This is a genomic window from Devosia neptuniae (genome assembly GCF_025452235.1).
Classification (GTDB): Bacteria; Pseudomonadota; Alphaproteobacteria; order Rhizobiales; family Devosiaceae; genus Devosia.
This window is the reverse complement of record NZ_CP104965.1, coordinates 3,860,192-3,872,004: the sequence shown is the minus strand read 5'-3', so window position 1 is coordinate 3,872,004 and position 11,813 is coordinate 3,860,192. Positions and strand designations below refer to the sequence as shown.

The 11,813-nt window shown below is 62.2% G+C and carries 14 protein-coding genes; 8 read left to right on the top strand and 6 right to left on the bottom strand.

The annotated features are described in order from the left end of the window. Positions 1-117 precede the first annotated feature (117 nt). Complete coding sequence (locus tag N8A98_RS21795) at positions 118-456, bottom strand: antibiotic biosynthesis monooxygenase (RefSeq protein WP_262168443.1); 339 nt, start codon at positions 454-456, stop codon at positions 118-120. A gap of 125 nt (positions 457-581) precedes the next feature. Between N8A98_RS21795 and N8A98_RS21790 the strand changes: the two genes are divergently transcribed. From N8A98_RS21790 to N8A98_RS21775, 4 genes are all read left to right on the top strand, one after another. Next, entirely contained in the window at positions 582-1,034 is a 453-nt protein-coding gene (locus N8A98_RS21790) for a MarR family winged helix-turn-helix transcriptional regulator (RefSeq protein WP_262168442.1), read from the top strand. Between the two features lies 1 nt (position 1,035). Next, on the top strand, positions 1,036-1,749 hold the full coding sequence (recO, locus tag N8A98_RS21785; protein ID WP_262168440.1) for a DNA repair protein RecO: 714 nt from the start codon (positions 1,036-1,038) through the stop codon (positions 1,747-1,749). 696 nt (positions 1,750-2,445) lie between these two features. After that, positions 2,446-4,746: a DNA topoisomerase IV subunit A gene (parC, locus tag N8A98_RS21780; RefSeq protein ID WP_113121515.1), complete on the top strand. Its 2,301-nt coding sequence runs from the start codon at positions 2,446-2,448 to the stop codon at positions 4,744-4,746. Beyond that, positions 4,743-5,081: a Dabb family protein gene (locus N8A98_RS21775; protein WP_262168438.1), complete on the top strand. Its 339-nt coding sequence runs from the start codon at positions 4,743-4,745 to the stop codon at positions 5,079-5,081. The genes parC and N8A98_RS21775 overlap by 4 nt, the downstream gene beginning before the upstream one ends. On the opposite strand, the gene N8A98_RS21770 is transcribed toward N8A98_RS21775, so the two are convergent. The 4 genes from N8A98_RS21770 to hemB form a co-directional block, all read right to left on the bottom strand. Continuing rightward, positions 5,062-6,051, bottom strand: coding sequence for an endonuclease/exonuclease/phosphatase family protein (locus N8A98_RS21770; protein ID WP_262168437.1), 990 nt, complete (start codon positions 6,049-6,051; stop codon positions 5,062-5,064). The two genes, N8A98_RS21775 and N8A98_RS21770, sit on opposite strands and share 20 nt — an antisense overlap. A gap of 75 nt (positions 6,052-6,126) precedes the next feature. Continuing rightward, positions 6,127-6,855, bottom strand: coding sequence for an arginyltransferase (locus N8A98_RS21765; RefSeq protein ID WP_262168435.1), 729 nt, complete (start codon positions 6,853-6,855; stop codon positions 6,127-6,129). A 58-nt stretch (positions 6,856-6,913) separates the two neighbouring features. Then, positions 6,914-7,432, bottom strand: coding sequence for an RDD family protein (locus N8A98_RS21760; RefSeq protein WP_262168434.1), 519 nt, complete (start codon positions 7,430-7,432; stop codon positions 6,914-6,916). Between the two features lie 65 nt (positions 7,433-7,497). Further along, positions 7,498-8,511, bottom strand: coding sequence for a porphobilinogen synthase (gene hemB / locus N8A98_RS21755; protein WP_262168432.1), 1,014 nt, complete (start codon positions 8,509-8,511; stop codon positions 7,498-7,500). Positions 8,512-8,605: 94 nt separating this feature from the next. Here hemB and N8A98_RS21750 point away from each other — a divergent pair, with 94 nt between their 5' ends. Both N8A98_RS21750 and N8A98_RS21745 read left to right on the top strand, forming a co-directional pair. Beyond that, on the top strand, positions 8,606-8,995 hold the full coding sequence (locus N8A98_RS21750) for a DUF6163 family protein (protein WP_262168431.1): 390 nt from the start codon (positions 8,606-8,608) through the stop codon (positions 8,993-8,995). A gap of 30 nt (positions 8,996-9,025) precedes the next feature. Then, a complete protein-coding gene (locus N8A98_RS21745; RefSeq protein ID WP_262168429.1) occupies positions 9,026-9,463 on the top strand; it encodes a VOC family protein in 438 nt (145 codons plus the stop codon). A gap of 16 nt (positions 9,464-9,479) precedes the next feature. Here the strand turns inward: N8A98_RS21745 and N8A98_RS21740 are convergent, their stop codons facing one another. After that, a complete protein-coding gene (locus tag N8A98_RS21740) occupies positions 9,480-10,208 on the bottom strand; it encodes a helix-turn-helix domain-containing protein (RefSeq protein WP_262168428.1) in 729 nt (242 codons plus the stop codon). 131 nt (positions 10,209-10,339) lie between these two features. Here N8A98_RS21740 and N8A98_RS21735 point away from each other — a divergent pair, with 131 nt between their 5' ends. Together N8A98_RS21735 and ldtR are read left to right on the top strand one after the other, a co-directional pair. Further along, entirely contained in the window at positions 10,340-10,738 is a 399-nt protein-coding gene (locus N8A98_RS21735) for a hypothetical protein (protein ID WP_262168426.1), read from the top strand. A gap of 218 nt (positions 10,739-10,956) precedes the next feature. Beyond that, positions 10,957-11,466, top strand: coding sequence for a transcriptional regulator LdtR (gene ldtR, locus N8A98_RS21730; RefSeq protein ID WP_035097704.1), 510 nt, complete (start codon positions 10,957-10,959; stop codon positions 11,464-11,466). The last annotated feature ends 347 nt before the right edge of the window (positions 11,467-11,813 follow it).

Genomic DNA, 11,813 nt, shown 5'->3' with positions numbered 1-11,813 from the left:
GCGGATTTTCGAGGGTGAGGGGTCTGCGCCCTCCCAGGCTTAGATGCGTGGGATGCTGCACCGGAATACGAGTAGACCTCATGGTGAGCTTGTCGAACCACGAGGTCGTGGCACGACCTACCCAATCACCCCATAATTGGACATATCCGCCTCAACCCCCAACCGCCCCAGAAACGCCCGCGGATCAAAACCGCTGACGCGCCGCACCTCGCCCATCGCCGCCTTGGCCTTCTCGAATGCCGCTGCGCTGTCCCATTCCACCACGGTCAGGAAGTTGAAGCGATCCGACCCCGATTGCACTTCCAGCACCAGATTTTGCAGGCACCCGGCCTGTGTATCGAGAAACACCTTGGTTTCCTCGATCTGCGCCAGGAATTCCTCCCGCGCCGCCACCGGCACTGCGAACTTGTCGATGCGATAAACCGAACCATGCTGTAATTGTGTATGTGCGTTCATAGCCGCCTCCATGCAGGGGCGGAATGTCCGCCCGGATTGATTCAGCAACACCCTGCTGAATTGACAATACATTGTCATATTGGTTATATGTTGTCAACATGAAGTCTGACGATCAAGCGGCATCCATGGCCCTGAGCGCTCTGTTCCTCGATATCTTCCGCGCCAACGGCCGGCTGATCGCCGCCGGGGATCAACTCATCGCGCCGCTCGGCCTCACCAGCGCTCGCTGGCAGGTACTGGGCGCCGTTGCCATGGCCAGCACGCCCCAGCCCGTTGCCCATCTTGCCCGCGACATGGGCCTGGCCCGTCAGGGCGTGCAGCGCATTGTCAACGAGCTGGCCGACGAGGATTTCGTTGCCTTTGAAGACAATCCCCATCACCGCCGCGCCAAGCTGGTCCGCCTGACGCCGAGGGGGCAGCAGGTCATGGCCGCCGCCCACAAGCTGCAACGCCCCTGGGTCGATGTCCTCGCCGCCGGCCTCGACGCGAGCAAAATCGCTATCGCCGCCGAAGTGCTCGAAACCCTGCGCAATCGCCTCGAAGACGGCACCAACCCAGAAGGGGCGGATCAGGACTAAGATGGAATGGACCGGCGAAGCCCTGCTGATCGGTGTGCGCCGCCACGGCGAGAGCAGTGTCATTGCCGAAGCCATGGTGGCCGGTCGCGGCCGGCATATGGGCCTGGTGCGCGGCGGTCGCAGCCGGCGCCTCTCCGCCGTTCTCCAACCCGGCAACACCATCCAGCTCACCTGGCGCGCGCGGCTGGAAGACCAGCTCGGCCAGTTCACCGTCGAATTGCTCCAGGCCCGCGCCGCCCAGCTCATCGGCGACCGCACCCGCCTCTACACCAGCCAGCTGATCTGCGATCACCTGCGCCTCTTGCCCGAACGCGACCCGCATGATCGCCTGCTCGGCATGGCGCTGGGCCTGCTCGATCATGCCCCCGACGGCGCCGCACTCGCCCGCTTCGAGCTCGCCATTCTCGACGACCTCGGTTACGGCCTCGATCTCACCACCTGCGCCGTCACCGGCACATCAGGCGATCTCACCCACGTCTCGCCAAAATCCGGCCGCGCCGTCTCCCGCGCCGCCGCCCAGCCCTATCTCGATCGCCTGCTGCCGCTACCGTCCTTCCTCGCCGGCCGCGGCAACGCCGCCCCCTCCGACATTGCCGCCGCCTTCCGCCTCACCGGCCATTTCCTGCAGGACCACGTCTGGGGGCCGCGCGAACTAACCCCTTCGCCCACCCGTGACATCCTCATCGGCATGCTGTCACGCGACCACGACAACTAGCGCCCGAGAGACGTGATCTTCTCACCTCGCCCCATCAAGGGGGCTCCCCAATCCATCGGCTCTTTCCCTCCCTCCCCCTTGAGGGGAGGGCCGGGGAGGGGGTCGTTGCGGCTTCTGCGCCAAACTCGTCGACCCCCTCCCTCAGTCCCTCCCCTCAAGGGGGAGGGAAGCAAAAGGGCCGTGAGCTTTCAGTCTGCGCCTCCCTCCCCTTGATGGGGAGGGATTGAGGGTGGGGTGGGGGACAGTCACGGAAATTCGAATCGAACACTCCCCTCGATAGGGAAAGCCCCCACTTACCCATCTTATCCCCACAGCGAATTTCACGCGCATACTCCCCCCATCATCTGGAACACGGACGGCGCTGCAGCGACCGGCGTCCGGATGCCAGCCGGGGGAGTGGGGGTCGCGCCTCGCTCCGGGATGAGCGGACGGATCAGCGGGCAGGAGGACTACGGTCACCTGTTGGGGTCGCGATGCCGCCTTCCGATCAAGGCCCGGCGCCCCGAGGCGGTTTTTGTCTCACTTTTTACTACTACGAGGCGAAAGCCGTCTCGGGGTCCGTCCGTCTATCGGCAACCGCTGCACAGGCGGCGCACCCGCTCGCCCATAACCCGTGCAAAACCGCCTGTCTGCGCCCGTTCCCGGCCATCATCGGCTATAGTCATTTCCTGATTCGTTCCCCTGGAAGCTGTGCCGATGTCCGACGCTGATACCCTCCCTCCCGCCGACGATCAGCGCATCGTCGATCTGCGGCAGGCGCTCGAAGAGCGGTATCTGTCCTATGCGCTCTCCACCATTACCCAGCGCGCGCTGCCCGATGCCCGCGACGGCCTCAAACCCGTCCATCGCCGCATCATCCATGCCATGCGCCTGCTCAAGCTCGATCCCAATCAGGGCTACAAGAAATCCGCCCGTATCGTCGGTGACGTGATCGGTAAGTTTCACCCGCACGGCGATCAGTCGATCTATGACGCCCTGGTGCGCCTGGCGCAGGATTTCGCCATGCGCTACCCGCTGGTCGATGGCCAGGGCAATTTCGGCAATATCGACGGCGATAGCGCTGCCGCCATGCGATACACCGAATCCCGCATGACCGACGTGGCCACGCGCCTGCTCGAAGGCATTGGCGAAAACGCCATCGATTTCAAGCCGACCTATGACGGGGAAGACGAAGAGCCGGTCGTCCTGCCGTCCAATTTCCCCAACCTGCTCGCCAATGGCTCCATGGGCATTGCCGTGGGCATGGCGACTTCCGTGCCGCCGCACAACGTCCTTGAGCTGTGTAACGCCGCCCTCAAGATCATCTACAATCCGGCCGCAACCACGGACGAGCTGATCCATCAGGATCTGAGCGCTCCGCCCTCCAGCGACGATCTCGTGCGCGGCCCCGATTTCCCCACCGGCGGGCATCTGGTCGAAAGTCGCGCGGCCATCGTCAATGCTTATGAGACCGGCCGCGGTTCCTTCCGCGTGCGCGCCGTCTGGGAAAAAGAGGAAAAGGGCAGGGGCGTCTATCAGATCGTCGTCACCCAGATTCCCTATGGCGTGCAGAAATCCCGGCTGGTCGAAAAGATCGCCGAATTGCTGCTCGCCAAGCGCCTGCCTTTGCTCAAGGACGTGCGCGACGAAAGCGCCGACGACATCCGCCTCGTCCTCGAGCCACGCGCCGGCACAGTCGATCCCGTCATCCTGATGGAGCAACTGTTCAAGCTCTCCGATCTCGAACTGCGCTTCCCGCTTAATCTGAACGTGCTCGACAAGGGCACGCTGCCGCGCGTCATGAGCCTGGCCGATGCGCTCAAGGCGTGGCTCGATCACCGCAAGATCGTGCTGGTCCGCCGCAGCCAGCACCGGCTGGAACAGATCGCCAGCCGTCTCGAAGTGCTCGAAGGCTACATCATTGCCTACCTCAATCTCGATGAGGTCATCCGCATCATTCGCGAGGAAGACGATGCCAAGGCCTCGCTGATCGCTGCCTTCTCGCTCACCGACAACCAGGCCGAAGCCATCCTCAATATGCGCCTGCGGTCTTTGCGCAAGCTCGAGGAAATGGAACTGCGCGAGGAGCATACCAAGCTCACCGAGGAAAAGGGGCGGCTCGAAACCCTGCTCGGCTCCGACAAGCGCCAATGGGGTGAAATCGCCAAGCAGGTCGAAGCCCTTAAAAAGGCCTATCCGCTATACGAGGCCGATGGCACGACGCTCCACCATCTCGGCGCCCGCCGCTCGCTGTTCAGCCTGGCGCCCGATGCCGATCACGCCGAAATCACCACCGCCTTCATCGAGCGCGAGCCCATCACCGTCATCCTGTCGGAAAAGGGCTGGATTCGTGCCCTCAAGGGTCACACGGACGAGATCGACGAAAAGGGCTTCAAGACCGGCGACCGGCTCAAGCTGGCGATCAAGGCCGAAACCACCGACAAGCTGCTCATGCTCACCACCGGCGGCAAGGTCTATACGCTGGGCGGCGACAAGCTCCCCGGCGGCCGTGGCCAGGGCGAGCCCGTGCGCATCATGGTCGATATGGAAGAGGGGCAGGACATTGTCAGCCTCTTCGTCTATCGCCCCGGCCAAAAGCGCATCATCGCGTCATCTGCCGGTTACGGGTTTATCGTGGCCGAAGACGACATGATCGCCAATACCCGCAAGGGCAAGCAGATCCTCAATGTCACCACGCCCGACGAGGCCCGCCTGCTCGTGCCCATGCTGGGCGACCGCGTCGCCGTCATCGGACAAAACCGTAAGCTGCTGGTCTTCCCCGCGTCGCAATTGGCCGAAATGGGGCGCGGCAAGGGCGTGCGCCTGCAGCGCTACAAGGATGGCGGCATTTCCGACCTCAAGGCCTTCTACGCCGCCGATGGCCTCACCTGGACCGACAGTTCCGGCCGTACCTTCACCAAGCCCACCGAAGAGCTCACCGACTGGCTCGGCGATCGCGCCTCCGCCGGCCGTCAGCCCCCCAATGGCTTCCCGCGCAACAACAGGTTTGTCGGATGATCCGCCACTGCGTTTTCGTCAAGTTCCGCTCGGGCGTCTCGGGCGATGAGCGCGCCGAAATCTATGCCGGCCTTGCCGCGCTGGTCGGGCAAATCGACGGACTGATCTCCGCCGATTTCGGTCCCAATATTTCCCCTGAAAGCCTGGCGCAGGGCTTCAAGGATGGTTTCATCATGGACCTTGTCGATGAGGCCGCGCGCGATCGCTATCTCGTCGACCCCGCCCACCAGGCCGCCGGCGCGCGCCTCGTGGCCGCGCTCGAAGGCGGCCGTGACGGGCTCATTGTCTTCGACCTGCAGGTCGACCACCCCAATCTCACTCCACCGAAAAACTAAACACTACCGGCAAATGGTCGCTGGCTGTCGGCCGCCCGGCATGCAGTTCATGCACCACGATGCCGTCCCGCGTCATCACATGATCCAGCGGCAGGAAGGGTATCGTGTCCCGCCACGCCCCCAGGTAAAACCAGCGTTTTGGATAGGTCAGCAGGTTCACCGTCTGCCGCACCAGCCCGTTCCGGCTGACAAAGTCGCGCAGCGCATAGGACCAGGGCGTCGAGTTGAAATCCCCCGCCAGGATCATCGGCCCGTCGATCCCGCCCAACACACCCGATAGCTTATCAAGCTGATCCTGCTGCCGCTGCACTGGCAGCGGCCAGTCCATATGCGTGGTGATCACCGAAAAGGCCTTGCCATCCGTTGTGTGGAATTTCGCCAGGATATGCGCCGTCCGCTCGGTCACATAGGCATTATCGGGGCATGCCCCGTCCTCCACCTGCTCGAACGGAATACGCGAATAGAGCCCCAGATTGGCCCGCTTTCCGCCCCGGCAACGCACATAATAGGGATAACGCTCGATCAGCAGCGGATGCAACTCGCGTGCCTGCTCGCCGAAATATTCCTGCAGCACGATAATGTCCGGATCCTCGGCGAAAATCGCCGCGGTCACCTTGTCCATCGCGTAATTCATGCCGAACAGATTATGCGTCATCATCCGCACCACGCCCGTCGCCGGCGCTGCCGGCCGTGCCTGGGTCGAGGCGAAAAATTCGGGCACCATGACATTGGCCGAAGCGGCCACGCCCAGAAACGCATAGATCATCGCCGCCTTGCGCCAGTTTCCGCGCAGCAAAACGGTCACGAGGAACAGCCCGATCAGCGTTGCCGGCAATAACAGGATTTGCGCATGGTTGAGCAGATCGAGCACCGGCACGGCAAAACCGAACACCGCCAATATCGACCATGTGGCGGTACCCAGGGCACCCAGCACCAAGCCCAGCCGGACCAGCAAAAACAGCAATGACATGAACGATCCGGTAGCAAGCAACGGCAATCCCGCCGTCTCGCCCAGCCTTATGGCCCAAACAAGGCGCTGGTCAAACTACTCGAGCGAGCACCAGCCCAGCGTGCCGCGCTGCACTTCGAGCGGCCGATACTGCGCCTTATAGGCCATTTTTGGCGAATCCTTCACCCAATAGCCCAGATAGACATAGCTCAGCCCCGCCGAACGGACCTGCGCGATATGGTCGAGAATAAGGAATGTCCCCAGGCTGCGATGCGCCAGATCGGGGTCGTAGAAGCTATAGACCATGGACAGGCCGTCAGGCATCACATCGGTCAGCGCCACCGCGATCAGTGGCTGGTCCGGATGGTCGCGCAGCCGATATTCGACCAGCACCGACTGCACCGGCGTATCCTCGACCATATATTCATAGTCGACGAAACTCATCTGGTTCATGCCGCCGCCGGCATGGCGCGACTCAAGATAGCGTTTGAACAGATCATATTGTTCGCTGGTTGCCGTGGTCGGCCGCACATCTATGGCAATGTCGTTATTATTGCGCAGCACCCGGCGGAAGCGCGATGACGCTTCGAATTCCCCCGCTACGATCCGCACTGATTGGCAGGCATTGCAGCCTTCGCAAGCCGGCCGATAAATCAGGTTCTGGCTGCGTCGGAAGCCGTTTTCGCTCAGTAGGTGATGCAGCGCCGAAGCCCGTCGCCCGGTCAGGTGCGTGAACAGCTTGCGCTCCTGCTTGCCCGGCAAATACGGGCACGGCATGGCGGCTGTCAAAAACAACTGGGTGGTTTCAGGCGTGTGGTCGGTCATCCATGACCCTTGAGTGCAATCAGCAGAGTGTAAACCTCTGCTCTACCCCAAGCAACGCTCAATACGCCTGTTGGCTCCGCCCATTATACGCGCGCCAATGCCGGGTCATCGGCGAGCGGCGGACCATCAGCGTGCCCACGATCAAATCATGGATCATCTGCCGGCGGGGCGTGAACAGCGCGAAGAGCAGCGAAACGGGCCAGGAAATCCAGAAGGTGACCCAGAACAGGCCCGCGTGAATAATCGCCATCCACCCATCAAGCGGCTGCCCACGGGTCGGGGTGAGCACCAGATCCATCATCCGCATGCCCAGCGTCGCCCGGCTGGGCGAACCCAGCGTCACCCCATAATAAAACAGCACAGTCGCGGGAACGAGGAATACCAGCGCCAGCCAAGCCAGCCCGAAGGTCAGGAAGCCGGCAATCAGACCGACGAGGCCAAACATCAGCATCAACATGCCCATGATCGCCAGATCGATGACGAACGCCAAAGCACGGCGCGTCAGCACACCGTCAAACAGCTCGGGCGCAGTTTCCGGATCGGGCAAAATGGGGCGGGCAGTCTGGGTCTGGTTCATGACCGAAACATTGTTATGACCTCGCCCCTCTGCAAGGGGCAGGGCACTAAAATGTGCCTGGGAGGTCAGCGCCCCAATTCCCGCGCCACTTCCAGCGCGAAATACGTCAACACCCCATTCGCTCCAGCCCGCTTGAACGCATGCAGGCTCTCATGAATAGCCCGCGTCCGGTCCAGCGCACCCGCCGCTGCCGCGAACTCGATCATCGCGTATTCCCCGCTCACCTGGTACGCATAGATCGGCACATTGAAATTGTCCTTGGCCCGCCGCACGATATCCAGATAGGGCAGCCCGGGCTTGACCATGATGCTGTCGGCGCCTTCCTCGATGTCCGCGGCGATCTCGCGCAGCGCCTCATCGGAATTGGCGAAATCCATCTGGTAGGTCCGCTTGTCGCCCCGCAACCGGCTGCCCGAGCCCACCGCCTCGCGGAATGGCCCGTAAAAGCACGACGCATATTTGGCCGCATAGGACATGATCTGGACCTGGTCGAACCCTTCACCATCCAGCACCGCGCGGATCGCCCCCACGCGCCCGTCCATCATGTCCGAGGGTGCGACGATGTCCGCTCCCGCCTTGGCCTGCACAATGGCGGAGCGCGCCATCACCGTGATGGTCTCGTCGTTGAGGATTTCCCCGTCGCGCACCAGCCCGTCCTGGCCGTCGCTCGAATATTCGTCCAGCGCCACATCGGCGATCAGCCCGATATCGGGCACCGCACTCTTGATCGCGCTCAGCGCCCGGCACATCAGATTGTCGGGATTATAGGCTTCCGCCGCATTCTCGCTGCGCAAATGATCCGGCGTATTGGGAAACAGCGCCAGCGCCGGAATCCCCGCGTCACGTGCCGCCCGCGCCGCCTCAACACACAGATCGACGCTCAGCCGTTCCACGCCCGGCATGGATTTGATCTGGGTCTTCTCATTCTGCCCCTCGATGACAAACAGAGGCCAGATCAGATCGGCTGGGGTCAGCACGGTCTCGCGCACCATGGCCCGGCTCCATTCGGTCCGGCGGCTGCGTCGCAACCGGCGGCCGCCCAGGAAGTCCATGTCGTGCTTGTTCCAGTGCTCGGCCATCGTCTGCTCCTTGATTGGCCTCCATGTATCAAAGGCGAGGGGCCGCTCCAAGCTCCGGCTTGTCGCATCTGGCGGTAGGGGGTAGAAACCCGCCATGGATTTCAACGCCCCCGCCATCGGCATCTACATCCGCATCGTCGCCATTATCAGCCTGCTGCTCGGGCTCAACGACGCGGCGCGCCTGCTCGGCGTCAATACCGGCGCCACCAGCCCCCTGACCACCTTGGGCACGGCCGGCTTCATCTATCTGGCCATTTTCTGCCTGGCCCGCCTCTTTGCGGCCGTCGGCCTATGGATCAGGGCCAGCTGGGGCGCAGTGCTGCTCGTTGGCGCTACCGGGGTCGAACTCGCCCTCTATCTGGCCGGCAATTCTGATGTGCAGATGACCGCCTTCGGCTTTGCCATCCGGCTGGTCTTGGTCGCCTCCATCCTCATCATCTTCTTTCTGAGGCTGCGCATGCGCCGCGCTCGCGCCACGGACTAGCCCTCGATCAACCGCTTGGAGATTGGACACATGGCACTCAAACGGATGGACAATGTCGGCATCGTTGTCGAAGACCTCGAAACAACCGTTGAGTTCTTCCGCGAACTCGGCCTCGAGCTTGAAGGGCGCGGCACGATCGAAGGCGAATGGGCCGGACGTGTCACCGGATTGGGCGACCAGCACGTGGAAGTCGCCATGATGCGCACGCCAGATGGCCATAGCCGGCTAGAGCTGTCCCGCTTCATCAGGCCCGCTGTCATCGCCGATCACCGCACCGCCCCGGTCAATGCCCTGGGCTATCTCCGGGCCATGTTCACCGTGACCGACATTGACGAGACGGTGGAGAGACTTCGCAATCGCGGTGCACAGCTCGTTGGCGACGTCGTCCAGTATGAGAACGTGTATCGCCTCTGCTACATTCGTGGGCCCGAAGGGCTGCTCATCGGCCTCGCCGAGGAACTCACCTGAGCGCAGGGGCTAGGCCTCAGGCTGGGTGGAATTGCTCGATGGTGATTTCCTCAGCCAGCGCGTCCTGCGGCGCGCCAAAGGTGGTGACGGTCGTAAACCACCGTGTCGTGATCCCACCGGCGTTGATCACCACCGGCAGCAACACCGTCCCCATCCCGCCATGCACTTGCACCAGCCCATCCACGCCAGGCTGCTGCCGCGCCCGCCGCAACACCTTGGCCATGCCCGAATGCGGCCCGCGCAAGCGCACGCCCTCTCGCATCCGGTGCAGCAGATAACCAGCCACTTCCTGCCAATTGACGATGCTCTTGCGCAGCGGCCCTGGGTTGAACACCAGATCGACCAAATTAACCCGGCCCAAAGTGTCCCGCTCGCCACCCGTCAGTGCCAATCCCGCCGCATTGGCATCCAGAATCGTAAAGGCGGCGTCCAGCACCAGCGCCGGATTGGGCGCATGCGCCGCAAGGATCATCGCCGCCGCCTGCCGCACTTCGGCCATCTGCTCGCCCTGCCAGTCGCTCTCGCCATATTGCGGAGCAAAGCCGGCGGCGACCAATAGCGCATTGCGCTCCCGCAGCGGCATAGCCAGCGCCTCCGCCAGCCGCAACACCATCTCGGCGCTAGGCTTGGCGCGTTCCGATTCCAGAAACGAAATATGCCGCGACGATACTTCGGCCGTCAGCGCTAGCTCCATCTGGCTCATGCCGCGCAAGCCCCGCCATTCCCGTAACATCTGCCCGATCATGCCGCGCTCTCCTGTCCTCTTCCTTATGGCCCAGGATAGCGCCGCAATTCCATTACCTATGAGGTAATTGAGAGCATTACGTCTGTCCGTCAGTCTCATGTCTATTGAACACACCGACAAGGAGACATCCAATGCCTGCTCTTAACCTTCACCCCCGGCTGATCTATCTCGCCGACACCGCCGCCTGCCTCGTCCTCGGCGCTGTCCTCATCGCTGCCGCGGCACCGGTCACGGCGCTTATCGGCTGGACCTTGCCCCCGGCTCTTCTCATCGCCCTCGGCGTCATCTTGCTCCCTTGGGCCGCGTTCAATTTAATGACAGCCCGGGTCCAGCGGCTAACGCCTGCCATCCTCGCCACCCATGTCGCAGGCGATGCCCTATGGGTCGCCGGCAGTGTCGCGCTCGCCGCGCTCCATGCCAGCCAGATGGGGCAATTGGGTCTGTTTCTGGTGCTGGGACAGGCTGTTGCCGTAGCCGGCATGCTGCTGCTCAAGCTCGCTTTCGCGCGGCCGTTCTTCAATCCGGCCTAGCCGGTGCGGGCGTGGGTGCTTGAGCTCACCCGCGCCCGTCACACCTCGGTAAGGTTACAATTTTATCACCAGGTGATACGAAGAATTAAGCCAAATTCTCATTGTATTCCAGTAAGATAGTTTTAAGCGTGTGGCTTAGGGCGATCTTAGTCGGGGCGCCGTAGTTTGGCCTCATGAGATGCGAAAAATCGCACGAACTGATGAACAGTGAGGCACAAATGGCGATCAAATCCAACGCAGCCGAGGCTATGTCCCCGGACCGTCCCCAGAGCCTGAAGCCGCTTTATCTCGAAGCCGTTTCGCGCGTCGAACGTCTGCACCGCCGCCTGCTCGATCTCATCAAGGATGAGTTCGACCGCATGGGCTGGGATGACATCAACCCAGTCCAGGCACTGCTGATGTTCAATATCGGCGATGCCGAGTTGACGGCTGGCGAACTGCGGTCGCGGGGCTATTATCTGGGCTCCAACGTCTCGTACAATCTCAAGAAACTGGTCGAAACCGGCTATATCTTCCAGGAACGCTCCCGTTCCGACCGCCGCTCGGTCCGCATCAAGCTGACCCCCAAGGGCGAGGAAGTGGCCGAGGTCATCGACGAGCTTTATGACCGTCACCTCAAGTCGATCGACAAGGTTGGTGGCCTGGGCGACGATGAATTCGACGGCCTCAACAAGGCGCTGGCTCGTCTCGAGCGCTTCTGGGTCGATCAGATCCTCTACAAGCTCTGATCATCGACCAAACTGCGGGGCAGGGTGGTTGTTGCCCTCCTGCCACATCATCAAGCAAACGCCAGCCTCAGTGCTGGCGTTTCTTATTTCAGCCGCAAATGCCCATCATCTGCCGTTGTTACGTGGTTTGAAACCATTTCCCGCCTATTCTTGGTATACGAAGTCCAAAGGTTCACACTCGCTTGACTGCGTTGTGACGGGCGGGACGCGATGGTAAAAGCCGCTTTGATGCGGCGGGCTGAATATTTCGGGTGACTTGATGCGATTGAATCGTCGTTCTCTTCTTCAATCCATGGCTGTGAGCGGTGCTGCCCTGGCCATGCCTTCAGTTGTGCGGGCCCAGGATT

Coding starts and splice junctions, on each gene's coding strand:
- N8A98_RS21795 (WP_262168443.1), bottom strand. CDS start 456: ATGAACGCACATACACAATTACAGCATGGTTCGGTTTATCGCATCGAC.
- N8A98_RS21790 (WP_262168442.1), top strand. CDS start 582: ATGGCCCTGAGCGCTCTGTTCCTCGATATCTTCCGCGCCAACGGCCGG.
- recO (WP_262168440.1), top strand. CDS start 1,036: ATGGAATGGACCGGCGAAGCCCTGCTGATCGGTGTGCGCCGCCACGGC.
- parC (WP_113121515.1), top strand. CDS start 2,446: ATGTCCGACGCTGATACCCTCCCTCCCGCCGACGATCAGCGCATCGTC.
- N8A98_RS21775 (WP_262168438.1), top strand. CDS start 4,743: ATGATCCGCCACTGCGTTTTCGTCAAGTTCCGCTCGGGCGTCTCGGGC.
- N8A98_RS21770 (WP_262168437.1), bottom strand. CDS start 6,051: ATGTCATTGCTGTTTTTGCTGGTCCGGCTGGGCTTGGTGCTGGGTGCC.
- N8A98_RS21765 (WP_262168435.1), bottom strand. CDS start 6,855: ATGACCGACCACACGCCTGAAACCACCCAGTTGTTTTTGACAGCCGCC.
- N8A98_RS21760 (WP_262168434.1), bottom strand. CDS start 7,432: ATGAACCAGACCCAGACTGCCCGCCCCATTTTGCCCGATCCGGAAACT.
- hemB (WP_262168432.1), bottom strand. CDS start 8,511: ATGGCCGAGCACTGGAACAAGCACGACATGGACTTCCTGGGCGGCCGC.
- N8A98_RS21750 (WP_262168431.1), top strand. CDS start 8,606: ATGGATTTCAACGCCCCCGCCATCGGCATCTACATCCGCATCGTCGCC.
- N8A98_RS21745 (WP_262168429.1), top strand. CDS start 9,026: ATGGCACTCAAACGGATGGACAATGTCGGCATCGTTGTCGAAGACCTC.
- N8A98_RS21740 (WP_262168428.1), bottom strand. CDS start 10,208: ATGATCGGGCAGATGTTACGGGAATGGCGGGGCTTGCGCGGCATGAGC.
- N8A98_RS21735 (WP_262168426.1), top strand. CDS start 10,340: ATGCCTGCTCTTAACCTTCACCCCCGGCTGATCTATCTCGCCGACACC.
- ldtR (WP_035097704.1), top strand. CDS start 10,957: ATGGCGATCAAATCCAACGCAGCCGAGGCTATGTCCCCGGACCGTCCC.